The 25,484-nt window shown below is 47.4% G+C and carries 25 protein-coding genes and 1 other annotated feature; of the genes, 23 read left to right on the top strand and 2 right to left on the bottom strand.

The genetic code is table 11. The annotated features are described in order from the left end of the window. Positions 1-17 precede the first annotated feature (17 nt). The 10 genes from sigG (at position 18) to BMW94_RS10980 (ending at position 10,054) form a co-directional block, all read left to right on the top strand. Positions 18-800, top strand: a complete 783-nt coding sequence (gene sigG / locus BMW94_RS10935; protein ID WP_063566979.1) for an RNA polymerase sporulation sigma factor SigG — start codon at positions 18-20, stop codon at positions 798-800. A 246-nt stretch (positions 801-1,046) separates the two neighbouring features. After that, positions 1,047-1,400: a YlmC/YmxH family sporulation protein gene (locus BMW94_RS10940; RefSeq protein ID WP_090998490.1), complete on the top strand. Its 354-nt coding sequence runs from the start codon at positions 1,047-1,049 to the stop codon at positions 1,398-1,400. Between the two features lie 51 nt (positions 1,401-1,451). Next, the gene (gene pgeF, locus BMW94_RS10945; RefSeq protein ID WP_072734482.1) at positions 1,452-2,345 is read left to right on the top strand and encodes a peptidoglycan editing factor PgeF; all 894 of its coding nucleotides are present in this window, start codon (positions 1,452-1,454) and stop codon (positions 2,343-2,345) included. A gap of 6 nt (positions 2,346-2,351) precedes the next feature. Further along, positions 2,352-3,053, top strand: a complete 702-nt coding sequence (locus tag BMW94_RS10950) for a YggS family pyridoxal phosphate-dependent enzyme (protein WP_072734481.1) — start codon at positions 2,352-2,354, stop codon at positions 3,051-3,053. After that, positions 3,044-3,511, top strand: a complete 468-nt coding sequence (locus BMW94_RS10955) for a cell division protein SepF (RefSeq protein ID WP_063566976.1) — start codon at positions 3,044-3,046, stop codon at positions 3,509-3,511. The genes BMW94_RS10950 and BMW94_RS10955 overlap by 10 nt, the downstream gene beginning before the upstream one ends. A 16-nt stretch (positions 3,512-3,527) precedes the next feature. Beyond that, on the top strand, positions 3,528-3,788 hold the full coding sequence (locus BMW94_RS10960; RefSeq protein WP_090810047.1) for a YggT family protein: 261 nt from the start codon (positions 3,528-3,530) through the stop codon (positions 3,786-3,788). A gap of 16 nt (positions 3,789-3,804) precedes the next feature. Next, the gene (locus BMW94_RS10965; protein WP_063566975.1) at positions 3,805-4,587 is read left to right on the top strand and encodes a YlmH family RNA-binding protein; all 783 of its coding nucleotides are present in this window, start codon (positions 3,805-3,807) and stop codon (positions 4,585-4,587) included. Between the two features lie 241 nt (positions 4,588-4,828). After that, on the top strand, positions 4,829-5,338 hold the full coding sequence (locus tag BMW94_RS10970) for a DivIVA domain-containing protein (protein WP_063566974.1): 510 nt from the start codon (positions 4,829-4,831) through the stop codon (positions 5,336-5,338). 58 nt (positions 5,339-5,396) lie between these two features. Continuing rightward, positions 5,397-5,688, top strand: a binding site (T-box leader). A 681-nt stretch (positions 5,689-6,369) separates the two neighbouring features. Continuing rightward, a complete protein-coding gene (gene ileS / locus BMW94_RS10975) occupies positions 6,370-9,468 on the top strand; it encodes an isoleucine--tRNA ligase (RefSeq protein WP_090998221.1) in 3,099 nt (1,032 codons plus the stop codon). Positions 9,469-9,697: 229 nt separating this feature from the next. After that, a complete protein-coding gene (locus BMW94_RS10980) occupies positions 9,698-10,054 on the top strand; it encodes a DUF5665 domain-containing protein (protein WP_063567857.1) in 357 nt (118 codons plus the stop codon). A gap of 12 nt (positions 10,055-10,066) precedes the next feature. On the opposite strand, the gene BMW94_RS10985 is transcribed toward BMW94_RS10980, so the two are convergent. Further along, on the bottom strand, positions 10,067-10,804 hold the full coding sequence (locus tag BMW94_RS10985; protein WP_063567858.1) for a TraR/DksA C4-type zinc finger protein: 738 nt from the start codon (positions 10,802-10,804) through the stop codon (positions 10,067-10,069). 64 nt (positions 10,805-10,868) lie between these two features. Here BMW94_RS10985 and BMW94_RS30445 point away from each other — a divergent pair, with 64 nt between their 5' ends. The 9 genes from BMW94_RS30445 to BMW94_RS11025 all read left to right on the top strand — a co-directional run bounded on the left by BMW94_RS30445 (position 10,869) and on the right by BMW94_RS11025 (position 17,572). Further along, positions 10,869-11,015, top strand: a complete 147-nt coding sequence (locus BMW94_RS30445) for a hypothetical protein (protein WP_157258414.1) — start codon at positions 10,869-10,871, stop codon at positions 11,013-11,015. Between the two features lie 9 nt (positions 11,016-11,024). Continuing rightward, entirely contained in the window at positions 11,025-11,519 is a 495-nt protein-coding gene (lspA, locus tag BMW94_RS10990; protein ID WP_024628399.1) for a signal peptidase II, read from the top strand. Next, positions 11,512-12,495, top strand: coding sequence for an RluA family pseudouridine synthase (locus BMW94_RS10995; protein WP_090809957.1), 984 nt, complete (start codon positions 11,512-11,514; stop codon positions 12,493-12,495). The genes lspA and BMW94_RS10995 overlap by 8 nt, the downstream gene beginning before the upstream one ends. A 109-nt stretch (positions 12,496-12,604) precedes the next feature. Further along, a complete protein-coding gene (locus BMW94_RS11000; RefSeq protein ID WP_063567860.1) occupies positions 12,605-13,858 on the top strand; it encodes an LL-diaminopimelate aminotransferase in 1,254 nt (417 codons plus the stop codon). A gap of 208 nt (positions 13,859-14,066) precedes the next feature. Continuing rightward, on the top strand, positions 14,067-14,957 hold the full coding sequence (locus BMW94_RS11005; RefSeq protein ID WP_063567884.1) for a decaprenyl-phosphate phosphoribosyltransferase: 891 nt from the start codon (positions 14,067-14,069) through the stop codon (positions 14,955-14,957). Between the two features lie 32 nt (positions 14,958-14,989). Next, a complete protein-coding gene (locus BMW94_RS11010; protein WP_090998224.1) occupies positions 14,990-15,622 on the top strand; it encodes an HAD-IB family hydrolase in 633 nt (210 codons plus the stop codon). A gap of 26 nt (positions 15,623-15,648) precedes the next feature. Further along, entirely contained in the window at positions 15,649-15,939 is a 291-nt protein-coding gene (locus BMW94_RS11015) for an EamA family transporter (protein WP_090998493.1), read from the top strand. Continuing rightward, positions 15,926-16,246: a DMT family transporter gene (locus tag BMW94_RS11020; RefSeq protein WP_254790208.1), complete on the top strand. Its 321-nt coding sequence runs from the start codon at positions 15,926-15,928 to the stop codon at positions 16,244-16,246. Before BMW94_RS11015 ends, BMW94_RS11020 begins: the two co-directional genes overlap by 14 nt. A gap of 24 nt (positions 16,247-16,270) precedes the next feature. After that, on the top strand, positions 16,271-17,572 hold the full coding sequence (locus tag BMW94_RS11025; protein WP_090998231.1) for a DUF6080 domain-containing protein: 1,302 nt from the start codon (positions 16,271-16,273) through the stop codon (positions 17,570-17,572). Between the two features lie 88 nt (positions 17,573-17,660). On the opposite strand, the gene BMW94_RS11030 is transcribed toward BMW94_RS11025, so the two are convergent. After that, positions 17,661-20,327, bottom strand: a complete 2,667-nt coding sequence (locus BMW94_RS11030; protein WP_090998234.1) for a YhgE/Pip domain-containing protein — start codon at positions 20,325-20,327, stop codon at positions 17,661-17,663. A 705-nt stretch (positions 20,328-21,032) separates the two neighbouring features. Between BMW94_RS11030 and pyrR the strand changes: the two genes are divergently transcribed. From pyrR to carA, 4 genes are all read left to right on the top strand, one after another. Continuing rightward, the gene (gene pyrR, locus BMW94_RS11035) at positions 21,033-21,596 is read left to right on the top strand and encodes a bifunctional pyr operon transcriptional regulator/uracil phosphoribosyltransferase PyrR (protein WP_053784191.1); all 564 of its coding nucleotides are present in this window, start codon (positions 21,033-21,035) and stop codon (positions 21,594-21,596) included. Next, positions 21,596-22,507: an aspartate carbamoyltransferase catalytic subunit gene (locus BMW94_RS11040; RefSeq protein WP_090998494.1), complete on the top strand. Its 912-nt coding sequence runs from the start codon at positions 21,596-21,598 to the stop codon at positions 22,505-22,507. The genes pyrR and BMW94_RS11040 overlap by 1 nt, the downstream gene beginning before the upstream one ends. Positions 22,508-22,633: 126 nt before the next feature. Continuing rightward, on the top strand, positions 22,634-23,938 hold the full coding sequence (locus tag BMW94_RS11045; RefSeq protein WP_090998238.1) for a dihydroorotase: 1,305 nt from the start codon (positions 22,634-22,636) through the stop codon (positions 23,936-23,938). Positions 23,939-24,340: 402 nt separating this feature from the next. After that, positions 24,341-25,483 (top strand): glutamine-hydrolyzing carbamoyl-phosphate synthase small subunit, encoded by a 1,143-nt coding sequence (gene carA, locus BMW94_RS11050; protein WP_053784194.1) that lies wholly within the window; start codon positions 24,341-24,343, stop codon positions 25,481-25,483. Position 25,484 lies beyond the last annotated feature (1 nt).

A 25,484-nucleotide genomic window follows, 5' to 3' on the forward strand; every position in this document is an offset into this window, starting at 1 on the left:
TTGGGAGGTAAGTCACGATGACCCGAAATAAAGTCGAGATTTGTGGCGTGGACACCGCAAAATTGCCTGTCCTCACCAACATAGAAATGCGGGAATTGTTTCATTCCCTACAGCAACACCATGATCGCTCAGCAAGAGAGAAATTAGTGAATGGCAACCTGCGCCTGGTGCTCAGTGTCATTCAGCGCTTTAACAATCGGGGAGAGTTTGTCGATGATCTGTTCCAGGTTGGATGTATCGGCCTGATGAAAGCCATTGATAATTTTGATTTATCCCAGAATGTCAAATTTTCAACCTACGCGGTGCCGATGATTATCGGTGAAATCCGTCGATACCTGCGCGATAATAATCCCATTCGGGTATCTCGCTCCTTGCGGGACATTGCTTATAAAGCACTTCAGGTGCGTGACAGCCTGACGAATAAAAATTCCCGTGAACCGACGATATTCGAAATTTCTGAGGTACTGAATGTACCGAAGGAAGATGTGGTTTTTGCATTGGATGCCATTCAGGACCCGGTTTCGCTATTCGAACCGATCTATCATGATGGTGGAGATCCGATCTATGTGATGGATCAGATCAGTGATGACAAAAACAAGGATGTGTCCTGGATTGAGGAAATTGCATTGCGTGAAGCGATGCACCGTCTCGGTCAAAGGGAAAAAATGATTCTGTCCATGCGATTTTTCGAAGGGAAAACCCAGATGGAAGTGGCTGATGAAATTGGCATTTCCCAGGCGCAGGTATCCCGTCTGGAGAAATCAGCGATACAACAAATGCAGAAACATGTGAAGTCGTAACAAGGGGTTAGCGAGAAGGCGATCAAAGGAAGAAATATTCCTATGATCGTCTTTTTGCTTTTTGGATTTCGACATCAGAAGAATTATGAATCGTTCTTGAATCGTTCCATTGTGTTTCCTTCGAAAAAGAGGACATTTTTCGCGTATGAAACATATATTGTATAGAAGCGGAGAATGGGCAGAAGCGGATTAATCGGGGGGCGGGAACAAATGAAAGTGAACACAGGTGAACCGGTCGGTAGCGGGATGAAAATTTCAGATTTTCAAACCAAAGATGTGATTAACATTACGGATGGCAAACGTCTGGGTCAGATTAGCGATTTGGAGCTGGATCTGAAGCAGGGACGAATTGAAGCGATTGTTGTGCCAGGTTACAGCCGTTTTATGGGGCTATTCGGCGGGGGAACGGATCTAATCATCCCTTGGAGAAACATTGTGAAGATCGGTTCGGATGTCATTTTGGTTAAAATGGATGAAATAAAGGAAAATAACTATGATGAGCGTGACCGTGAAGCCCGCTTGTATGACGAGCAGAACGGCCGGGTGGACCGGGTGGAACGTATTGAACGGTTGAATCGGAACCAGCGTCGAACGATATAACCGAGACAGAACGGGGTTCATTTGGTACACTGGAAGTTGTGAGGTGAGAAGATGGAACCGTTTATTTTGGATAAGGAAATACGGTCGGGAAGCCAGAACTCAAATTGGGGTCCTGACCCGTTGTTATTATATGTGGAGCCGTGGAAATTGCAGTTTAAGCATATGAAAGCCGGTTTTACGACAAGGCAGGGTGGTGTTGGAAGCACACCTTACGCCAGTCTAAACTGTGCCTATCATGTGGGTGATGATCCGGCTAACGTGCTGAGTAATCGCAAACTTGTGGCTGAAAAGCTGGGTTTCCCTTTGGAATCCTGGACTTGTGGAGAACAGGTACATGGTAAACATGTCGCTGTAATCACTGCTGAAGAGCGGGGTAAAGGTTTGCTGGATCGACAGTCTGCATTACAGGATACGGATGGTTTGGTCACCAATGTGCCTGGTGTGCTGCTGACTTCCTTTTATGCAGATTGTGTACCCCTTTATTTCTATGACCCCGTACAACAAGCGGTGGGGCTTGCTCATGCCGGATGGAAAGGTACTGTTGCCGGTATAGCCGAATCGATGGTCGAAAAGATGGAGCAGGAATACGGAAGTCGCAGACAGGATATCCATGCTGCAATAGGTCCCTCCATTGGGGATTGCTGTTATGAAGTGGATGAAGCGGTTATGCAGCATGTACGGGTTTGGTTGGACCACTCCTCGGGTAATGATGAATACAAGAACTCTGCATCTAATCAAGTATATCGGCCTGCCACAAATGGCAAAACGATGTTAAACTTGAAAGAATGCAATCGACACATTATGATGAAAGCAGGAATATTGCCGGATCATATCGAATGTACAACTTGGTGTACAAGCTGCAATCCCGAGCTATTTTTCTCGTATCGTAAAGAAAATGGCATTACCGGGAGAATGGCGAGCTGGATTGGGCTGGAAGAGAGGTGACCCTCTGTGTCATTGGAGGAGCGTATACAACTGGTAAATCAGAAGATCGAAGCCGCGTGTCAGCGCAGTGGCCGTCAACGTGAAGATGTGAATGTGATTGCTGTCACGAAATACGTCTCACTTGAAACAACGGGAGCTGTGCTGGACCACGGTCTTGAGCATATTGGCGAAAACCGCTGGCAGGATGCACAAGCAAAATGGGAAGCATTCGGTCAGCAGGGAACCTGGCATTTTATCGGTCATTTACAGACGAATAAGGTGAAGGACGTCATCGGTAAATTCCGTTACATACATTCACTGGATCGTTTGTCCCTGGCCAAGGAGTTGGATAAAAAGGCGGCGTCTCTTGGCATCCAGGTGGAAACACTATTGCAGGTGAATATTTCGGGTGAAGAAAGCAAGTATGGCTTGCAGCCTGAACAGGCGAGTTCCTTTTTGCGTGAAATCAGTTCGTTCAACAACCTGAAGGTCATCGGCCTGATGACCATGGCACCCCATGAGGAAGATCCGGAGCTTACACGTCCCGTATTTCGCGGACTGCGTGAGCTTAGAGACCATTTGAATGGACAAGCTTTGACAGCGGAGCCATTGACCGAGTTGTCGATGGGCATGTCCAATGATTTTGAAGTGGCGATTGAAGAAGGGGCAACCTGGGTTCGGCTTGGATCGATTCTCGTAGGAAAAGAGGAGGGTTCGCAATGGGCGTAATGAATAAGTTTATGAATTTCCTCGGGCTTCAGGAAGAGGAAGAGATTGTGGAACGTGAGCGTATGGCGGCACAAGAGGAACATGATCCTGATCAGCAGGAAGCTGAAACCTCAAGTCTAGACAAACGTAGAAACCAAAGGGGTAATAATGTGGTGAGCATTCATTCCCAGAAAAATGTTAAAGTCGTCCTTTATGAACCGCGTTCTTATGACGAAGCACAAGAGATTGCTGACCATCTGCGCTCCCATCGTACAGTTGTAGTTAACCTGCAGCGGGTGCGTCAGGATCAAGCACTTCGCGTCATTGATTTCTTGAGTGGCACAGTGTATGCACTGGGAGGCGGTATTTCAAAAATTGGCGGCAACATTTTTCTCTGTACGCCAGATACGGTTGAAATTCAAGGATCAATTACGGAAATACTGGCTGACAGCGAGCAAGATTATAACAGAATGAGGTGAGCCACTTTTGTATCAGATTGAAAGCGTGTTGTACACGTTATACCAGATTTACTTTTACATGGTCATTGTCTACATATTGATGTCATGGCTTCCCAACGCACGGGAGAGCTTCATCGGTGAATGGCTAGGTAAGTTTGTAGAACCATATTTAAGACCTTTCCGCCGATTTATTCCGCCTTTGTTCGGTGTGTTGGATATTTCACCGATTGTGGCGTTGATCGTTCTTCAACTCGCGCTTAATGGGCTGATCTCCATCCTCCGATACTTTGTATATTAAGGTAGGGTGAACATAGATGAGCGGTGAAATTTACGAGCATTTTAGTCATGACGAGCGGGATTTTGTGGATAAAGCTTCAGACTGGGTTGAACGTGCAGGTAAGTATCATGACATGAAGCTAACTGACTTTCTTGATCCCAGACAGGCCTTTATTTTACAAACGCTTGTGAACCGTCGAGATGATGTACAGATTCGTCTGGATGGTGGTTATGAAACAGCTGAACGTAAGCGTGCGCTGATTGCACCGGATTATCGATATCTGGACGATGAAGATATGGGTATGCAGGTGATGAGCATTACGTCTGACGATCAGAAAATCAAAGAGCTGGAGCATGGGGACTATATGGGTGCCCTGCTCGGGCTTGGCATGAAACGTGGCAAGATCGGTGATATTCAAGTGCTGGAGGACGGGTGCCATACTGTGGTGGCGTCGGAAACCGGCGCTTTTTTATCGCTTCAACTGAATCAGGTGCACCGGGTACATGTGTTTACGGAGTTGTTGGCACTGGATCAGCTGAAATGGTCCGAGAGCAAACTGGAGACGATGGACATTACCGTGGCTTCCCTGCGTTTGGATGGCATCTGTGCAGATGTGTATCGGCTTAGCCGCAGTAAAGTTCTCGTTCCGATCAAGGCTGGCCGCTGTCGGGTGAATTGGAAAGTGGAGGAAGATCCGTCCAAAGCGCTAAAAGCGGGAGATGTGGTATCCATTCAAGGATTTGGTCGATTCAAGGTGATGGAACAGGATGGGTTGACCAAAAAGGGACGCTGCCGCGTAAAAATCGGCAAATTTGCCTAAGAGTGTTGCAGGAAAACCCGCTTTCTTGTCGAAATGTTTAAGGTAAAGGTGCAAAAAACATTCGGTGTTTCCGATATACATTAAAGTGCAAAGGTTGATAGGACCGCCAAAGGATCAGAGTCTGATCCTGCATTCCGTGTTAGTGCCAGGATTAGGCATCACATATACGGCCCCTTGGGTGGAACCCATATGCTGCAAACCTTCTCAGTCCGGGAAGGAACTTTTACAGGAGGTGGACAGCATGCCATTAACGCCGCTGGACATACACAACAAGGAATTTTCCCGACGTTTGCGCGGGTATGACGAGGATGAGGTCAATGAATTCCTGGATCAAGTCATCAAAGATTACGAAGGCGTCATTCGCGAAAACAAAGAGCTGAGCAATCAGTTGCTGTCCGTTCAGGAGAAGCTTGATCATTTTGCAACGATTGAAGAGACGCTGAGCAAAACGATCATCATTGCGCAGGAAGCTGCGGATGATGTGAAGAACAATGCGAAAAAAGAAGCACAGTTGATCGTGAAGGAAGCCGAGAAAAATGCGGACCGGATCGTAAACGAATCTTTGTCTAAATCACGCAAAATTGCTTTGGAAGTAGAAGAGCTGAAAAAGCAGGCGTCTATCTATCGTGCTCGTTTCCGTACACTTGTGGAAGCACAGCTTGAATTGTTGACTCAGGATGGTTGGGAAGCGCTGGAGAGCCGGGAGCAGGAAGTCCGTGACCGTGAGCGGGAAATGAAGGAAATTTATTAGTCTATCCGCCTGGTTGACTTTTGCCTGTAAAGAGGCTATAACTATATTCATAATGAATAGTGATTCCATGACGGGTTCAGTACGTTATGATCTCATCCCTCAGAGAGTTGGCGTTTGGTGCAAGCCAATGGATGAGTTATAGCCGAATATCTCCCCGGAGAAGTGACGCTGAAGCGGTGAAGGATTGGCCGTGTGTAAGCGAAACCGTGAGCCGAACGTTATATCGGCACCCTGCTGTAGTTAAGCGGGGCATAAGCGCTGTTGATGACAGAGCATACCCAATTTATATTGGATGTGGTTTGTGATGAACAGAATTAGGGTGGTAACGCGAGCACAACCTCGTCCCTTTCCAGGGATGAGGTTTTTTTGTGTCCAAAAAAAGTAGCGAACGTGCATGAGGCCCGAAGGTGCCTCAAGGAGAGAGCCAGCCTGCCGGAGGAGCGAAGCGTCCGGCACCGGGGTTTCGCCAAGGCGAACGCCCATGAGGCCCGAAGGTGCCTCAGGGAGAGAGCCAACCGCCGGAGGAGCGAAGTGTCCGGCACCGAGGTTTCGCCAAGGCGAACGCCCATGAGGCCCGAAGGTGCCTCAGGGAGAGAGCCAACCGCCGGAGGAGCGAAGTGTCCGGCACCGAGGTTTCGCCAAGGCGAACGCCCATGAGGCCCGAAGGTGCCTCAGGGAGAGAGCCAACCGCCGGAGGAGCGAAGTGTCCGGCACCGGGGTTTCGCCAAGGCGAACGCCCATGAGGCCCGAAGGTGCCTCAAGAAGAGAGCCAGCCGCCGGAAGAGCGAAGCGTCCGGCAACTCCCTTCTCGCGGTAAGGCCCTGCGGCGTTCCCGAAGGGGACAGCCGCATGAGGGCCGACTCCACCATACACACCCTCGCCAACGCCGCCGCAGTTCCCGCACAAGACAACCCTTTCCGGGTGTCCAGAGGGCGGAGCGCCTATGGGGTCCCCCTTGGTAAGGGGGATTTAGGGGGATTGAAACGCTTTTTGTGGACGGTCCACAACTATATCTCGAAAGGAAGATTATCATGCAACGAGTTGACGTCAAAGAGAAAGCACGTGCCAGAGAACTACGTGTGTTAAACAAATGGAAAACCGAGAATACATTCAAAAGATCCATCGAAAATCGGGAAGGCAAGCCGAATTTCGTATTTTACGAGGGACCGCCTACAGCCAACGGTAAACCGCATATCGGTCACGTACTGGGACGGGTAATCAAGGATTTCGTGGGACGTTATAACACGATGAAGGGTTACCGCGTCGTTCGTAAAGCAGGCTGGGATACACACGGTCTGCCTGTAGAACTGGGTGTTCAGAAAAAGCTGGGCATCTCCCACAAGTGGGAAATCGAAGATTATGGTGTGGAGAAATTCATTAACGAATGTAAAGCGAGCGTGTTCGAATACGAACAACAATGGCGCGATCTGACCGAAGGTATCGGCTACTGGACCGACATGAATAATCCGTATATCACACTCGACAACAATTACATCGAAAGTGTGTGGAACATTCTGGCGACGATTCATGAAAAAGGTCTGCTGTATCGCGGTCACCGCGTGAGTCCTTACTGTCCGTCTTGTCAGACTACACTTAGCTCCCATGAGGTAGCGCAAGGGTATAAAGACGTGAAAGACCTCAGTGCTACAGCCAAATTTAAGCTGAATGACAGCGGCGAATTCGTGCTTGCCTGGACGACGACCCCTTGGACATTGCCTTCACACGTTGCGCTTGCCGTGAACCCGGATATGGACTACTCCCGTGTTCGTCAGGACAACGAAGTGTACATCATGGCGACTAATCTTGTTGAGAAAGTCATGAAGGACGCCAAAGGTGAATATGAAGTCATCGGTGCCCTGAAAGGTTCTGACTTGGTTGGCAAGACGTATGATCCTCCGTTTAATTACGTACAGGCTGAGAAAGCAAACATCATCCTGGGTGCAGGTTTTGTAACCGATGCAAGTGGTACAGGGATTGTACACATGGCACCAGCACATGGTGAAGATGACTATCGTGTATGTCGTGAGCATGGCATCAGCTTTGTGAACATGGTGGACCTGGAAGGTAAGTTTGTGCCGCAGGTAACTGATTTTGCCGGACGTTTTGTTAAGGACTGCGATATTGATATCGTAAGATACTTGTCGGAAAAAGGACGTTTGTTCAGCAAAGAAAAATATGAGCACAGCTATCCGTTCTGCTGGCGTTGTGATACACCACTTCTGTACTATGCAATGGACAGCTGGTTTATCCAAACGACAGCAATCAAGGATCAGCTGATCGCCAATAACAGTGAAGTGGACTGGTACCCAGGCCACGTCCGTGATGGACGATTCGGGAAGTTCCTTGAAGATCTTGTGGACTGGAATATCAGCCGTGAGCGTTACTGGGGAACACCGTTGAACATCTGGGTATGTGAAGAGACAGGTGAACAATTCGCTCCGCATAGCATCGCTGAACTGCGTGCCCGTGCCATTGGCGACGTACCTGAGAATCTGGAGCTCCATAAGCCGTATGTAGATGACGTCAAAATCATGAGCTCTTGTGGCAAATATGAAATGAAACGTACACCGGAAGTGATCGATGTCTGGTTCGACAGCGGCTCCATGCCGTTTGCCCAGCAGCACTATCCATTTGAAAATAAAGAAATATTCGAACAGCAATATCCGGCAGACATGATCTGTGAAGGAATTGACCAGACACGTGGCTGGTTCTACAGCCTACTGGCCGTGTCTACACTTTTGACAGGCAAAGCGCCTTACAAAGCGGTTATGGCCACAGGCCACGTCCTTGATGAGAACGGACAGAAGATGTCCAAATCCAAAGGCAACGTTATCGATCCTTGGGAAGTTATCGAAGAATACGGTACAGATGCATTCCGCTGGGCTTTGCTGTCTGACAGCGCACCGTGGAACAGCAAACGTTTCTCCAAAGGCATCGTGGGCGAAGCGAAATCCAAAATGGTGGATACGCTGGTCAACACCCATGCATTCCTGACGCTGTATGCTACGATTGATGGATTTGACCCACAAGAGCATCCGTTCAAGTTGTCTTCACACAACCTGGACCGCTGGATTTTGTCAAGACTGAACAGTCTGATTCTCGTTGTAGAAAAAGCGTTGGCTGTTAATGACTATCTGAACTCTTCCAAAGCCATTGAAGTGTTTGTAGATGAGCTTAGTAACTGGTACATCCGTCGTTCCCGTGACCGTTTCTGGGGTAGCGGATTGACAGAGGACAAACTGGATGCTTACCGTACACTTACCGAGGTGCTGGTGACTACTGCCAAGCTCGTGGCTCCATTCACGCCAATGCTTGCAGAAGATATCTATCTGAACCTGACTACTGGTGAGAGTGTGCATATGGATGATTATCCGGTTGCCAATGAAACGCTGATTGACTTGAATCTGGAGCAGGATATGGAGACAGCACGCCGAATCGTTGAACTTGCTCGTAACGTTCGTAACGAAACAGGCATCAAGACACGTCAACCGTTGTCCGAACTGATCGTTTCCCTGGATAAAGGCTTCGATCTGGCAAGTTATGAAGAGATCATCAAGGATGAGATCAATGTCAAAACGATTCGTACCGAGCATGATGATGCCGATTTCGTTGATTTCACTTTGAAATTGAACCTGAAAGTGGCGGGTAAAAAATACGGTAAAAACGTAGGCTTCCTGCAGAATTTCTTCAAGGGAATGTCAGCAGATGAGACGCGTAAAGTGGTGACAGAAGATGTTCTGAACATCGTTTCTCCGGAAGGCGAAGAGCTGCAAGTGACGGGTGAAGAACTGTTGGTGGAGAAACAAGCCAAATCCGGTTTTGCCTCGGCATCCGGCTATAGTCTGACAGTAGCTCTCAATACGGAGATCACAGCAGAACTCGAACAGGAAGGCTGGGTTCGTGAAGTCATTCGTGCAGTTCAAGATACACGGAAGAAGCTGGATCTGCCGATTGAGAAAAGAGTACGTTTGACGCTGGATGTGGACGCTGCTTTACAAGAAGCGATAAAGGCTTTCGATCATGTACTGCGTGAGAATGTGCTCGTTACCGAAGTTACTTTCGGAACGAATGATTCGATGCAACGCATTGAAGCTGGAGGCAAAGCCATCGGTGTTTATATCGAGGGGTAACACAATAATTCTCACGTAAGGTGTTCCTTGAGGAAGGATTGCTTTGTCAGACTTTAACGAGGACAGAGTAACTCTATTTCAAATAGGACAGTATATAGAGACAGACATGCCAACGAGCCTCAGATGCAGGAGAACATTCCTGCGTCCTGGCTCGTTTGGTTTTTCAGCAAATGGGCAATGATTTCTATTGTGCAGACATTCTATATACATCAAAGGAACTGAGTAAATTATGAACGAACAGGATACCCAATCCCCATCTAATTCAGAATCCACCACGCATTCCAAGAATGCGGAGGACAAGATTGAAGAACTTCACAAGCTCACTAACCGGCTCGCGAATGAACTCGAACGTTCACGAATCGCACAGTATACGGAATTGTTGAACCGGCCGTGGAAGCTGATCGGACTTAATCTGTTGTCTGGCGCCGCAAGAGGCGTGGGAATCGCCATCGGTTTTACTTTTTTTGCAGCAACGATCATTTACGTGTTACAAGTGCTTGGTGCGCTTAATCTGCCCATCGTGGGTGATTACATCGCAGATATTGTACGGATTGTGCAACGACAACTGGAATTGAACACTTATTAGGTAACTATGAGCTTAATATGAGTCGTCTGACTCGACATCCGGTTCTAACAGACCATCACCTTCACGGTTCTCCAGATACTGGCGATATTGCCGATTACGTACGATGGACACGTCATGGCCGTAGATATCGGTTGCGACAAAGCTCTCATATGCCTCAACGCAGCCCTCCACTTCGTCAGTGGCTTCAATCGCCATAACATCATAACTGTCGATGTCGCGTCCCTCAGCCATAGCCGGAGTATTGGAGGTGCCCCAACTTTCAACAATCTGCCATGCATCTTCGCCGTCGAAGCCGTTCTGGTCGTCACGTTCATCCAGGCTTGTGCGGCCAAAGGCAGGAGCGAGGAATTCTTCCTCGACAGGACGATTTTCGGAGACAACGGTTTCCGGTTGATGTTTTTTGCAGTATTTGGTGTAAGGAACAGCTTGCATGCGTTCATAGGGGATAGGTTGCTGACACACGGCGCAAGTTCCATAATGACCTTCTTCGATGGAATGCAGGGCAGAATCGATGCGCTCCAGTTGAAATTCATCATGCTCCAGCAGAGAAATATCCTTTTCGCGCTCATACATCTCGGTAGCTACATCACCTGGATGGTTGTCAATCGGTGATAATTCACCTGTTTGAAGCTTCATGGAATCACCAAGACCATAATGTTCGTTTTGCTCCAGTCTATGTTCAATGTCACGCTTTTCGGTTATCAGTTGGGAACGTAACGATTGCAGTTGTTTAGCAGTGAAATGTGACATCATTTTCCCCTTTCTGTTCCGTATGGACTCCGGATTTTAACTCTGTTGTAGGATGTACCATTTCGTGCAGAATTACAGAAGGGAAATGTTATCGTTTTTGCCATCCGGGCTGGGGCTAACCGCGTCGTGGACGATTTCCAAACAGCTGTGCTACAATGAACAAGTCTGGCGTAAAGCCTGGTATCGTTTGGAAAAGACAAGAACGGAGTGACAAACAAACGTGGTGTATTATATCCTCGCTTTTATCGTATTTTTAGTCGATCAGGGAACGAAGTTCCTAATTGCAACCCGGATGGAACTTAGAGATGAAATTCCGGTGATTGGCAATTTCTTTGTCATCACATCACATCGTAACTCAGGTGCAGCTTTTGGTATTTTGCAGGATCAACGCTGGTTCTTTATTGTAGTTACACTGGTTGTCGTGGTGGCTTTGGTTTGGTATTTGCAAAAGGTAAAAGATACTCCGCACAAATTGCTGCCCGTGGCGCTTAGTTTGGTGCTTGGGGGAGCCATTGGTAACTTCCTGGATCGGGCTTTGACCGGAGAAGTGGTCGATTTTATCCAGCTTAATTTTGGTAGCTATACGTTTCCCATTTTCAACATAGCCGACTCGGCGATCTGTATCGGTGTGGTACTGATTATTGTAGAAACGTTGCTTGAAGGACGGCGCGAGAAAGCAGCCGCAAAGGTCGAAGGGAATGAACATCATGAGTAAAACGCAAAATGAAGAACAGAATAACGGAGATACGTCAACGCATGACGATGAACTCTTGAATGGCAATGATCGTATGGAATGGACGGTTGCCGCTGAACATAAAAAAGAACGAATTGACAAATATATTACAGAATCCATGGATAACGTATCGCGCTCCCAAGTTCAATTGTGGATCGGAGACGGATTCGTAACGGTGAACGGAGTTAAAGTCAAAGCTAACACCAAATTATCTGAAGGTGATCTGATAGAGCTTCTGATCCCTGAGCCGACGACTGTGGAGATTATTGCTGAAGATATTCCGCTTGAAGTGGTGTATGAAGATAGTGATTTGATCGTTATTAACAAACAGCGTGGCCTTGTTGTACATCCAGCACCAGGGCATACGTCAGGAACACTTGTTAATGCACTGATGTATCACTGTAAAGATCTCTCAGGCATTAACGGCGAGCTGCGTCCCGGTATTGTGCATCGGATTGATAAGGACACATCAGGTCTAATTATGGCTGCCAAAAATGATCGTGCTCACGCCTCGCTGGCTGCTCAGCTCAAAGAGCATAGTGTGAATAGACGATATATTGCACTCGTTCATGGGCATCTTAGCCATGATCAGGGTACGATTGATGCACCCATTGGTCGAGATACCAATGATCGCAAAATGTACACCGTTACAGAGCGTAACAGTAAACATGCGGTTACGCATTTCACCGTCACGGAGCGCATCAATGACTACACGTTGTTGGAACTGAAATTGGAGACAGGGCGTACCCACCAGATTCGTGTTCACATGAAGTTCATTGGTCATCCGCTTGTTGGAGATCCGACGTATGGTCGTAACAAAGGAATCAAAATGCAGGGACAAGCCCTGCATGCTGCGATTCTCGGTTTTGTACATCCAACGACCGGAGAATACCTTGAATTTACAGCTCCGCTTCCGCAGGATATGGAAGATGTTCTAGCCTCACTGCGTAGCCGCTGACAGCTCGAGAAAGTACAAATGTTCGGATAATTTGTCCATGGTTTTGAACGCGCAAATGCTTCATATTAAAGTGTAGAAATTTGCGTCAAATGAGGAGATGAACAAAATCATGAGTATCGATAAATATCAGGAAACGTACATTCAGACTAATTTTGCCGACCGTATTGGCGGCTCCAACTATGGTAAAGACACCAACATCTATAAATTCGAGAAAATCAAACGTGCCAAAGCTTCGGCTAAAAAAGATTTTCCCAATGTAGAATTGATTGACCTCGGCGTAGGTGAACCAGACGAGATGGCAGATGCAGGCATCGTAGCTGCATTGGCGGAGCAAGCCTCCAAACCTGAAAACCGTGGATACGCGGATAACGGTATTCCTGAATTCAAGGAAGCGGCAGCTGCTTACCTGAAAAATGTATTTAATGTTGAAGGTATCGATGCATCAACTGAAATTGTGCATTCCATCGGTTCCAAGCCAGCTTTGGCGATGATGCCTTCTTGCTTCATCAATCCAGGTGATGTAACGATTATGACGGTGCCAGGGTATCCGGTTATGGGTACACACACCAAATACCTGGGTGGTGAAGTGTTCAACATTCAATTGACCAAGGAGAACAACTTCCTGCCAGATCTGTCGGCTATTCCGGAAGATATCGCGAAACGTGCAAAGTTGCTCTATCTGAACTACCCGAATAACCCAACGGGCGCGAGTGCTACCGTGGAGTTCTTTACGGAAGTGGTTGAATGGGCGAAAAAATACAGCGTAGTCGTTGTACATGATGCTCCATACGCAGCATTGACTTATGACGGCAAAAAACCGTTCAGCTTCCTGTCTGTACCTGGTGCGAAGGATGTGGGCGTGGAATTACACTCCCTGTCCAAGTCCTACAACATGACAGGCTGGAGAATTGGTTTTGTTGCAGGTAACCCGCTTGTTGTCAAAGCATTCAGCGACGTGAAAGACAACAATGACTCTGGTCAGTTCATCGCGATCCAAAAGGCTGCTGCTTATGGATTGAACCACCCGGAAATCACGGAAAAAATCGCCGAGAAATATTCCCGTCGTCACGACCTGCTGGTAGCTGCACTGAACGAGCTGGGCTTCCAGGCTGAGAAACCTAAAGGTTCCTTCTTCCTTTATGTTGAAGCTCCAAAAGGTATTGTCGGAGGCCGCCGCTTTGAATCAGGCGAAGACTTCTCCCAGTTCCTGATCCGTGAGAAACTGATCTCTTCGGTGCCTTGGGATGATGCAGGTAACTTTGTTCGTTTCTCCGTTACCTTTGAAGCTAAAGGGGAAGAAGAAGAGAAACGTGTTATCGCTGAAATTAAACGCCGCCTGAGCGACGTGCAATTCGAATTTTAATTAATTCACATAATCATAATGATGTAAAGTAAAGAAAGAAGAGACCGGAAACGGTCTCTTTTTTTATGCAAAAAAATATAATTTCTCCCTGTAATACCTTTACAAAATTATACAAGCAACATATGATTAGATCTTTACGTTATTTATTTAAGTCAGAAGTTGCTTTTGAAGGGAGTTATGGAAATTGTTATCATCACGTACCAATACCGTGTCCACACCTGCTGCAGGGACAGGCAATACCGTTTCAGGCTTGCTTAAACTATTGAGACCAAAACAATGGACCAAAAATTTGCTGTTGTTTGCCGCGCTGCTTTTTTCTTTTGAGGAGATTCGGACGGAGACCATTCTATCGACTTTGCTAGGTTTTATTTTATTTAGCCTTGTTGCAGGCTGCGTTTATATTTTAAACGATTATGTAGATCGCGACAGAGATCGTCAGCATCCAGTGAAGATGTTCCGTCCCCTTGCTTCTGGACAGGTCAACCCGGCTCACGCCTTGTTGTTCGGAATTCTGTTATTAATTCTTTCCGTTGGGACAGCCTTCGTGATGAACCCATTATTCGGAGTATTATGTATTGTTTATTTCCTATTGAATGTGTCGTACTCATTTGTACTCAAACATCTCGTTATTTTGGATATGATGACCATTGCGGCCGGATTTGTGCTTCGTGCGATTGCAGGCGGTGTCCTGATCCATGTGCCATTTACGCCGTGGTTCCTCATCTGTACGATGCTGCTGTCCCTGTTTCTGGCTATCGGCAAACGGAGGAATGAACTCACCCTGCTTGAGGGAAATACCGGTTCACACCGTAAAGTATTGGATAACTACTCGATAACGTTATTGGATCAGTTCAATACCATTGTCACAACGGCGACCATTATTAGCTATTCGCTCTTTACGTTCACATCCGATCGTACCATTCATTTAATGTGGACGATTCCTTTGGTCATATACGGCATGTTCCGTTATCTGTATCTGATTCATATGAAGAACCAAGGTGGTTCCCCAGATCGAGTTCTATTTGAGGACAAGCCCATCTTGATCACGGTCATTTTGTATGTCATAAGTGTTATTTCGATTTTTGCTATTTTTGAATAAAAGTTTGAGTCTGGAAGGTAGAGGGGATCTGGGTGAAAAGCACGAAAATCGCCATCTTTGATATTGATAAAACGATTATACGCAGAGATTCCATGTTTCAGTTTGTACATTACGGCGTTCGCCGTTACCCATGGCAGGTATGGAGATTGCCTGTAATTGCATTTCATACCGCGCTGTTCAAGGCAGGTCTGATGACGGTTGAGCGTGTCAAACGTTCCTATTTCAAAAGCATTGAACGCATGTCCGAAAATGATCTGGAGCATTTTTTTGATACAAGATTGCGTACGGCCATTTTTGCGGAGGCAAGTGTAGAGATGCAGCACCGTAAGGAAGCAGGCTATCATGTATTGCTGGTGACCGCATCTCCGCATGCTTATATGAAATATTTTAAAAACTTTCCCTGGGTGGATCATGTCATTGGTACCGATCTGGTTCGTCACTCGAATGGCTATACCTGTAGGATTGATGGCAGCAATTGCAAAGGGGATGAGAAGGTTCGCCGAATTCAAGCCTATCTGGATGAGAAAAAGATGGTGATTGATTATGATCAATCCTGCTCCTACTCCGACTCCTTATCCGATCTTCCAGTGATGCAGTTGGTGAGTCAGCGATACTTTATTAACAAGCGCGTGCCAGAGATGGAGGCATTGTCGTGGGGGAAATAAAAGGGCGCCATACAGGCAAGCTGTTGATGCTGTTCTCCGCTTTTCTTACAGCGACGGGCCAACTGTTCTGGAAGTGGGGTTTGACCGAGTGGATCTATCTGGGCATCGGCTTTCTCTGTTATGGACTGGGTGCCATTTTGATGATCAAGGCGTTTGCTTTGGAAAAGCTGTCTGTGGCCTATCCTTTGATGTGTGCCAGCTATGTGTTTGCGCTGATCTATGGATACTTTTTGCTAGGAGAAGAAATTACGGTGCAGAAGCTGGCCGCTGTTGTGCTGCTTGGAATCGGGGTGACGTTGACCAGTGTTAATCGATAGCTGGATGATTGCTGTATTAATTGCAATGACCCTGTGTGGAGCGATGGGGGGAGCGGGTTTGAAAGCCTACGCCACCAGCCGCAAAAAGCTGCATGTTCTAATGGGGCTAGGATTCTATGGTACAGGTGCGCTGCTGAACATTGTATTGTTGAAATTTCTTCCCTTAACGGTTGTGCTGCCTGCCAATGCGCTAACGTATGTGTGGACGCTCATTATAGCACGGTTTGCCTTTAAGGAAGCAGTGGGTCCTTTGCGCTGGATCGGTGTCGCTTGTATTATGGGCGGGTTGTGTTTTTTGGTTTTCTAGAATAATGAAACTGGATGTGAACGCATGAAATTTTTGGACTACATATTGTATAATCGCAGAACCAATTGGACGGCATTTGGCCTGTTTGCGGGTTTTGCTCTTTTTTACGGTCTCATCAATGGACCTTACGTGACGTACATTGCGAATCACGCAGAGCTTCTTGGGTCATACACGCCATTTAATACGACGCAGTTTCCACTTAATTTATTTAACTTCGACCCTTCCATGTATTATGGGGACAACAGTTCTTCAGTGATTCATCCGTTAATTTCATTCCTGGCGGTTACGCTTGAAGCAGGGGCTCAACTGCTGGGCGGGAATTGGTTCTTTCTAGTCCTGCAATCACTCGTGAATGCAGGTTCGGTTGTGCTGGTATTTCTGTTTTTGAATCAAAAAGATAAACAAATCACCACACCGTTACTTTTCGCTTTATTGTTCGGTTTCAGCTCTTATCTGATGTTTACCGCGTTGATTCCGGATTCGTATCCGTATGTGCAGTTTGTTATCCTGTTCTCTGTGCTGTATATGCAATACACCCGTGAACGCAAAGATGTCCGTTACATCCCGAATGCGCTGCTGGCATCCATCAACTTCGGACTGACGTCAACCAACATTGTGCCATTTGCGGCCGCCATGTTTTTCAATTTGCGTACGTGGCGTAACAAGTCTGGTTGGAAAAAGTATATCGGGATTATGGCACTGGCCGTTGCCTTCATCGTAGTATTCACAGGAATCCAATACATCGCGTTTGGCGGTCGCAGTTGGGTCAGCAACTGGCTGCTTGGCATTCAAAATGGGGGAACAAGCTATGCCACTCCATTCCAGTTCGCAGCTCATTGGAAAGCGCTAAGCCTGCTAACGATTAATCCGATGCTGTCACCGAAAGTGCATTTGCTGGACCCGGGCATGGTCGCGTTTGTAACGGATCTGTCTCGTTCCAATCCGATTTATGTTCAGCTCACGGGTATTTTTATCCTGTTGCTTGCGCTCACTGGGTTTATCAAAGGCATCCGTGAACGGGAAGTGTGGACTCTTGTGCCATACATTCTGTTTGCCTTTTTACTTCATATCGTTGTTGGTTTCGGGCTGGCGGTATTTCAATACGATATGTACCTGTATGCAGGACACTATCTGTTTGCGTTTTTCCTCCTCGGTGGGGGCTTCGTCATCAGTCTTCGTCCGGGGATGGGAAAAAAAGTGCTAATAGGCTTGATCATGCTATGTATTCTCGTCACCGCAGGCAATAACATCTATCGTCATGTGGAAACATTAACAACCATCAAGCAGTCCTATGATCAGCTGGAACAGGAACGTACAGTGAACTAATCAGACATATTAATTATTCTATAATGAGACAAGGCCATTGGATTAACAGTCCAATGGCCTTGTCTTGTTTGGCATGATTTCATACGATTTAAGCAATAATTTTGGTCTTCTTGGCATTCTCGGCTGAACGCTTGGTGAGACTGCTGAGTGGACGTTTCAAAGCGAGAGCAACGATAAGACTCAGCGCGATGAACATGCACAACCACAGAATATCCTTAATGGCAGTCGACCACAGGATGCCCCCGACCGACTCACGCAGCAGACTGATCGCATACGTGAAAGGCATGAACGGATTCAATGCCTGGAAAAAGGGCGATGTCATGCTGATCGGAAACGTACCGCCGGAGCTGGAGAACTGGAACACCATGAAGATGATCGCGATCCCTTTTCCGATATTCCCAAAAACGGATAGCAGGGTGTACGTTATGGTAACAAATACGGCACTCACCAGCATGGCAAACAAGACAAACCACACTTTATCTGCGACATAGGTGCCGAGGATCAAAATATCTCCCAGGCTGACACAGACCGCTTGAAGCAATCCGATAGTCAGAAAAGTGGCCAGACGACCAAGATATAACTCGTATCCCCGGAACCTGCCTTCTGGATTCTCAGCTTCGGCTCGAAGCAGAGAAATCAGTAGCGTTGAGCCGACCCACAATGACAGCACGCCATAAAATGGTGACATGGCCGATCCGTAATTCGGAATCGGGTAAAGCTGCTGTTCCTTGATTTGCACCGGACTTGCAAGGAAAGCACTCTCTTCTTCAATGTCGCCGCGCAAAATCTTGGCGAGTTCGGCAAACTGGTTATTGCCTTCGACTTCCCTCAGTTTGTCGGCAGCCTTGCTGATGGCACTTTCCAATGCTGGCAGTTCATCACGTACTAGCGAGGCAACACGATGTACACCTTGTTCTACCTCCGGTAACTGGTTCTGCACAAAATCGGATGCCTTGCCTATTTGTTTCTCGGCATTGGGCAGATCGTTCCGAACAAAATTAGCCGCTTCATTCAGCTTGGTCCCCAGCTTGGGCAGATCGTTTCGAATTAATGAAGATGCGGTGTTCAAAGCTTGGATGAAGCCTTCACTTTTATTCGCGAGTGTCTCTGATATCTCATGGATCTTAGATTGTATTTGAGGCAGTTCGCTCTGGATTTTGGTCAATTCAATCTGCCCAAACGTAATCCCTTCTTTGGCTGATGCAAGAATATCCGCAATTCGATCCCTTGCTCCCTGTAATGTATCTGCTGAAGTGGAAAGGATAGACCTCAGCTTATCCGCACCAGCCGCAAGAGCCGGCGATATTTCGCTCTCGTAGGTGTTCATGATATTGCCAATGCCGCTGCTAATGTCCTTGGACAGAGCATTTAACTGGGCGATGACGTCTGCGGGCGGAGTTGTATTACGACGCAGAGCATCACTGATAATCCCTGTCAGGCGGATTTGCAGCTGAAGTTTATCTGAAATGGTGTTCAGCTGCGTAATTTTATTAGCAAGTGGATGGCTTGGAAGTAAGTTGTCGATTTTGCCCAGTAGTTCTGCCATGCTGTCGACGAGTCTTACTGCAATCCCCAAACGGGCAGCGATCCTGTCCAGATCTTCTGCTGTCGGCAGGTTATTAAGATCTGTATTCTGCAATTGCCCAAATACGTCTGATGCAGCGTTTGATATTTGCTGCACCAGCAGCAGGTTTTGCCGAATCACCGGGTCTATAGCCTGAAATGCTTCTTCACTGGAATCCACAAACTGATTCAAGCCTTGAGCCAGCTCAATCCCGTTACCAGCGATTAGGGATACTTTGTCCAGATCTTGCTCTGCCGCCGTTACGATAGAGAGGGCCTTGTCGGTTTTATCCAGGGCCGTTTGGATGACACCAGATACCTGACCAAAGTTTGCATCCACTTCCTGAATACGTTCTACGGCTTTTTGAATATCGGGAATTCGTCCCTGAATAGCCAACACCTCGGAAGCCGCATCATTAATTTGTGGCCAATACTCCTGCACCTTGAGCACATACTGTGCGGCTTCATTGATTTCGGGCAGTTTTTTTTCGATCTCGACGATCTTTTGAGCATCTTTTACGATATCAGGCATGGCTTTTTCCACTTCCAGTACCTTTTGACCTGCAGCCTGTATCGCCGGAAGATTTTTCTCCAGCGTGAAAATGCCATTCTCCATCTTGCGCAAGGTTGGAAGCTGGGCATTGATCTCAACTCCGGCTTCCTTCAATTTGGTTAGCACAGCCTGACTGACGGCCTCAGTGAAATTTTCATTAATTTGTGTTGTTATCGCAGATACACCGGAGCCTGTTATTTTTGGAGCAATGGCATTAACCTTCTCATTAACGGTATAGATTACCTCTGGGCGCTCCAGCTTCCCGTCAACGATGCCTGTTATTTTGGATGAAAAGTCCCCTGGAATGAGCAGGCTTGCATAATATTCTCCTGTTTGCACACCACGATCAGCCTCAGCCTGGCTTACAAAAGTCCATCCCAGCTTTTTGTTCTGTTTCAGGCTGGACACCAGTTCGTCTCCAATATTAACGTTAGTTCCTGCAACAGTCGCACCCTTGTCCTCGGTTGTTACCGCGATTTTGATCCCCTGGGTGTTACTGTACGGGTCCCATACGGATTTCACGTTGACCCAGTCATACACCCCGGGAAGTAAAATAATAGCCACAATTAGAAATATACCTGTGGGAACCTTCAGAATATGTAACCAGTCTGTTTTGTAAACTTGCCAAATGTGACGCATAACTTCCTCCTAAATGTAAATAAATGTAGGTCTTATCTTATTTCTATGTCGCGTATTTGTAAATCCTTATGTATATCGGCTTTATTAGAGCATCAAATGAATTGTTTCACGTTTATAAACTTTACCCATTTCACTGGGTACTAATGCAGAGCCTTCATGTATTTCGTGTTTCTGGACGTTGAACTCTAAAATTAGACTCTGTCCCAACGTTGATTATAGTCAAAGGGTTATTTTGGCTGTAAGATTCTCCACATTTGCCTATGGATAAATATGCAGAATTATTGTATAATTATGAGTAACGAATGAAATGTGATGTGTTTGGATGTTTTTCAGCCGAACTGCTGATTCTAAGGGGAATACAGTAGAGGAATTTCGCCTGTGATGTTGAGGTGTTGACAGAGGGTTGTCTTTCTGTCATAATTCATGAAGACAAACGGACATATTGAGTACAGAACCCTGTGAGGTCCTGCAATATGAACGACATGAATAGCACCTTTAAATCAGTCCCGTGAGACTGGCAAGGTAACGTGAACGATACATCGTTTTTTGCTGCGGCAAATCAAGCGATGCATCCCGAGAGTAAACTTTCTTCAGAGCGGTCTGAAGTTCGGAGACTCCTTGCCAATGAACACGGCAAGGAGTCTTTTTTGTTCTCCTCGTCACGGGGCCATGATCTGAAAGGTAAATCCTGAGGAGGCTGAACGCATGAGCACAGAGACACATGTCATTATGGATGAAACCGCGATCCGCCGCGCATTAACACGGATTGCCCATGAGATTTTGGAAAAAAACAAAGGTATTGAGGGCTGTGTACTGATCGGTATTCGAACACGGGGTGTATACCTCGCAGAACGGATCGCCGCCAAGATTGAAGAAATCGAAGGTACACCGATCCCTTGGGGAGAGCTCGATGTGACCCCTTATCGCGATGATCGCTTGGATGAGAACAAAGCGAATCGCAAGGAACTGTTGACGATGACACCTGAATCACTTTCAATTCATAACAAAAAAGTGATTTTGTTCGATGATGTGCTCTATACGGGACGGACGATTCGCGCAGCGATGGATGCCCTGATGGATTGTGGAAGACCACAGAACATTCAGCTGGCGGTTCTCGCAGATCGCGGACACCGGGAACTTCCGATTCGACCTGATTTTATCGGCAAAAATGTGCCGACTTCCAAATCAGAGGAAATCGAGGTTGCACTGATAGAAACGGACGGACAGGACGAAGTCAAGATCATTCAGAACCGGGGGGAACAGGCATGATGATTACACAACCAGCATTGAAGGACCGGAGCTTGCTTGGCCTTAAGGACCTTAGCCGCGATGAGATCGACTCCATTCTGAACAGAGCAGCACACTGGGAAGCGCAGAAGGAGAAACTGGTTCCTGTACTGGAATCCCACTTCGTAGCCAACATGTTCTTCGAGAACAGCACGCGTACTCGCTTCTCATTTGAGATGGCAGAAAAACGTCTGGGTGCACAAGTACTGAACTTCACGGCGGCTGCATCAAGCGTGGAGAAGGGTGAATCCATCTATGATACGGTACGCACACTGGAGTCCATGGGCATTGACGCAGGAGTGATCCGGTTGAAACCTTCGGGTGTTCTGCAACAACTGGCTCAGAAAGTGAATGTACCACTGGTGAATGCCGGAGACGGGAATAACGAGCACCCTACCCAGGCGCTGCTGGATCTCTACACAATGCGGAAGGCTTTCGGTGAGCTGAAAGGTTTGCGTGTGTCGATCATCGGAGACATCCTGCATAGCCGGGTAGCTCGCTCCAATCTGTGGGCACTGCAAAAGTTTGGTGCGGATGTGCACTTCTGCGCACCGCCAACGATGCAGGCACCGGAGCTCGCAGAACACGCGCCTTATGTAGGTCTGGAAGAAGCACTCGATGCGGATGTAGTCATGATGCTCCGAGTTCAACTGGAACGTCATAAACATGGCCTGATTACTTCGGCTGAGGATTATCGCGAACACTACGGATTGACGGAAGAACGGGCATCACGCCTGAAACCAAGCACAATCATTATGCACCCTGCTCCTGTGAACCGAAATGTCGAGGTAGATGACGCGGTAGTGGAGAGCGCAGCATCGCGGATCTTCCCGCAGATGGCAAACGGTGTTCCAATCCGCATGGCGGTCATGGAACGTGCGATGAAACTGTAACAGGGTCTGGCTGTGGGTCATAGGCTGACGGGACGGAAGTTCTTATAGAGCAATGTGAGGGTACACGATAAAGAAAATCATCCGGCATGCCTGGCAAGTCGGACAGAACCGAAGCGGAGGGCAATTATGCTACAGATTATAAAGAACGCGAACATCTTGAATCAACAAGGGGAACTTGAACGGAAAACAATCATTATAGATGAAGGGAAAATTCAAAAGATCGCTGGAGTGGAAGACGAAGCGGTACTGAAAGCAGAGCAATCAGCGTATAGCGTAACCGATGCTTCAGGTAAACTGGTCATTCCCGGTTTGATTGATATGCACGTGCATCTGCGTGAACCTGGATTCGAGCATAAAGAGACAATCGAGACGGGTGCGCGTTCGGCAGCACAAGGCGGTTTTACAACGATTGCATGTATGCCGAACACAAGACCAGTAACCGACAGCGTGGATGTCGTTAAGCTGGTTTTGGATAAAGCCAAAGAAGCCAACCTGGTAAAAGTACTGCCTTATGCAGCTATTACGAAGAACGAGCTTGGACGTGAACTTACGGATTTCGCCGCATTAAAAGAAGCGGGTGCGATTGGATTCACGGATGATGGCGTGGGTGTACAAAACGCTCAAATGATGAAGGATGCCATGAGTCTCGCAGCAAGTATGGATATGCCAGTCATCGCTCACTGCGAAGACGACTCATTGGTAGTCGGCGGATATGTGACAGAAGGCGAGTTTTCGAAGCGTCACGGTATCAAAGGTATCCCAAATGAATCCGAGGCCATCCACGTAGGCCGGGATATCCTGCTTGCAGAAGCAACGGGAGTTCACTACCATGTCTGCCACGTAAGTACGGAGCAGTCGGTTCGCCTTATTCGCCTGGCGAAGTCCATCGGTATTAAAGTAACTGCTGAGGTATGTCCGCACCATCTGGTATTGTCGGATGAAGATATTCCGGGCATGGATGCCAACTGGAAAATGAACCCGCCCCTTCGCTCACCACGCGACGTGCAAGCTTGTATCGAAGGTTTGCTGGACGGAACGCTGGACATGATCGTTACGGATCACGCGCCGCATAGCGAAGAAGAGAAAGCAAAAGGTATGGAGCTGGCACCGTTCGGTATCGTTGGATTCGAGACGGCTTTCCCGCTGTTGTACACGAAGTTTGTGGAAACAGGGCTTTGGAGCCTGGACTTCCTCGTGAAACGCATGACATCTGATCCGGCAAGGGTATTCCGACTGGATACTGGCAAGCTGGAAGAGGGAGCACCAGCGGATATCACGATGATTGACCTGAACGAGGAAAAAGCGGTTGATCCTTTAACGTTCGCAACCAAAGGAAGAAACACACCATTCACAGGCTGGAAGCTAAAAGGATGGCCGGTACAGACATGGGTGGACGGCAAAAGCGTGTGGAATAACACGGTACAACAGTAAATCAGTAACTTATTAGATCAATAAATCAATAAGCTTTTCCTCTTTAATTCTTTTAAAACAACAAGGCTTTATAACTCTAAATCTACAACCTATACACCAATAACATCTTTACAACTAACTCAAGGCAGACCATGCCGAGAGTCAAACATACGAAACAAAGAAAAGTTGAATAATGCTTTTGAACATGGACACCAACGTAACTGTGGAGTGGGCAGAAAGAACCCGAAGAAGCAAAGCGTTCGCCTTTATCACCGGATTACTCCATTTGAAGAATGGGATCAAAGTAATCCGGAGATAACAGCGATCAAAGGGTTTTCTGCCCACGGAGCCGCACCAAACGTAACGTCCCCCATGTTCAACTCAAAGTATTCAACGTTGATAAACACAGAGGAGTGAAATGGGATGCAGGCACAGGCAAGATTATTGTTGGAAGACGGCACACTGTTCACCGGGAAAGCATTCGGTGCTGAAGGTGAAACAACAGGTGAGGTCGTTTTTAATACGGGAATTACAGGCTATCAAGAGGTGCTTTCGGATCCTTCTTATTGCGGTCAAATCGTAACCATGACGTACCCACTGATTGGTAACTACGGCATTACGCGTGACGACTTCGAGTCGATTCGTCCATTCGTACATGGTTTTGTGGTACGTCGTCATGAGCCGACACCAAGTAACTGGCGTGCAGAATACAGCGTAGACGATTTGCTTAAAGAGTATGGCATCGTAGGAATCAGCGAGATTGATACACGGATGCTGACTCGCCGGATTCGTCACCACGGCACAATGAAAGGAATTCTCACAACAGGATCGAAACCTGTGGAAGAGTTGCTGGAGATGATGGGAGACACCAGCATCGCTGAGCTGCGTAACCAGGTTCCTATGACTTCTACTCAACATGTATACAACAGCCCGGGAACGGCTGAACGCATTGTATTGGTTGACTACGGTGCAAAAACAGGGATTTTGCGTGAACTCAGCAAACGTAACTGTGACGTTGTCGTAGTTCCGCATGATGTAACAGCGGACGAAATCCGCCGCATGAACCCGGATGGCATCCAGCTGTCCAACGGCCCTGGGGACCCGAAAGACGTTCCTCACGCGGTTAAAATGATCAGTGAACTGCTCGGCGAATATCCGATCTTCGGAATCTGCCTGGGGCACCAACTGTTCGCACTTGCGGCAGGAGCCGATACAGAGAAACTCAAGTTTGGACACCGCGGCGGAAACCACCCGGTTAAAGAACTGGAGAGCGGACGTTGCTTCATCACATCCCAGAACCACGGTTACACCGTAAACGAAGAATCCGTGAAAAATACGGAGCTTGAAGTGACACATATCAACAATAATGATAAGACCATTGAAGGTCTGAAACATAAAACATTCCCGGCGTTTTCCGTTCAGTATCACCCGGAAGCAGCGCCAGGACCATATGATAACAGCTATCTGTTTGACCGCTTCATCGAGATGATTCGGGAGCACAAGATTACTCACCCGCAACAGCCGCGTCAAGCCGTATTGGCAGCCGCAGTGAAAGGAGCACAATAAC

It is taken from the genome of Paenibacillus sp. OK003 (assembly GCF_900109515.1).
GTDB classification, from domain to species: Bacteria; Bacillota; Bacilli; order Paenibacillales; family Paenibacillaceae; genus Paenibacillus; species Paenibacillus marchantiae.

Bases quoted from the DNA above. Each gene is read 5' to 3' on its own strand.
- BMW94_RS10940 (WP_090998490.1), top strand. From the start codon at position 1,047: ATGAAAATTTCAGATTTTCAAACCAAAGATGTGATTAACATTACGGAT.
- BMW94_RS11025 (WP_090998231.1), top strand. From the start codon at position 16,271: ATGAAATTTTTGGACTACATATTGTATAATCGCAGAACCAATTGGACG.
- ileS (WP_090998221.1), top strand. From the start codon at position 6,370: ATGCAACGAGTTGACGTCAAAGAGAAAGCACGTGCCAGAGAACTACGT.
- BMW94_RS10955 (WP_063566976.1), top strand. From the start codon at position 3,044: ATGGGCGTAATGAATAAGTTTATGAATTTCCTCGGGCTTCAGGAAGAG.
- BMW94_RS10995 (WP_090809957.1), top strand. From the start codon at position 11,512: ATGAGTAAAACGCAAAATGAAGAACAGAATAACGGAGATACGTCAACG.
- pyrR (WP_053784191.1), top strand. From the start codon at position 21,033: ATGAGCACAGAGACACATGTCATTATGGATGAAACCGCGATCCGCCGC.
- sigG (WP_063566979.1), top strand. From the start codon at position 18: ATGACCCGAAATAAAGTCGAGATTTGTGGCGTGGACACCGCAAAATTG.
- carA (WP_053784194.1), top strand. From the start codon at position 24,341: ATGCAGGCACAGGCAAGATTATTGTTGGAAGACGGCACACTGTTCACC.
- BMW94_RS11000 (WP_063567860.1), top strand. From the start codon at position 12,605: ATGAGTATCGATAAATATCAGGAAACGTACATTCAGACTAATTTTGCC.
- BMW94_RS11015 (WP_090998493.1), top strand. From the start codon at position 15,649: ATGCTGTTCTCCGCTTTTCTTACAGCGACGGGCCAACTGTTCTGGAAG.
- BMW94_RS10980 (WP_063567857.1), top strand. From the start codon at position 9,698: ATGAACGAACAGGATACCCAATCCCCATCTAATTCAGAATCCACCACG.
- BMW94_RS11045 (WP_090998238.1), top strand. From the start codon at position 22,634: ATGCTACAGATTATAAAGAACGCGAACATCTTGAATCAACAAGGGGAA.
- BMW94_RS11030 (WP_090998234.1), bottom strand. From the start codon at position 20,327: ATGCGTCACATTTGGCAAGTTTACAAAACAGACTGGTTACATATTCTG.
- BMW94_RS11040 (WP_090998494.1), top strand. From the start codon at position 21,596: ATGATTACACAACCAGCATTGAAGGACCGGAGCTTGCTTGGCCTTAAG.
- pgeF (WP_072734482.1), top strand. From the start codon at position 1,452: ATGGAACCGTTTATTTTGGATAAGGAAATACGGTCGGGAAGCCAGAAC.
- BMW94_RS10985 (WP_063567858.1), bottom strand. From the start codon at position 10,804: ATGTCACATTTCACTGCTAAACAACTGCAATCGTTACGTTCCCAACTG.
- BMW94_RS10965 (WP_063566975.1), top strand. From the start codon at position 3,805: ATGAGCGGTGAAATTTACGAGCATTTTAGTCATGACGAGCGGGATTTT.
- BMW94_RS10970 (WP_063566974.1), top strand. From the start codon at position 4,829: ATGCCATTAACGCCGCTGGACATACACAACAAGGAATTTTCCCGACGT.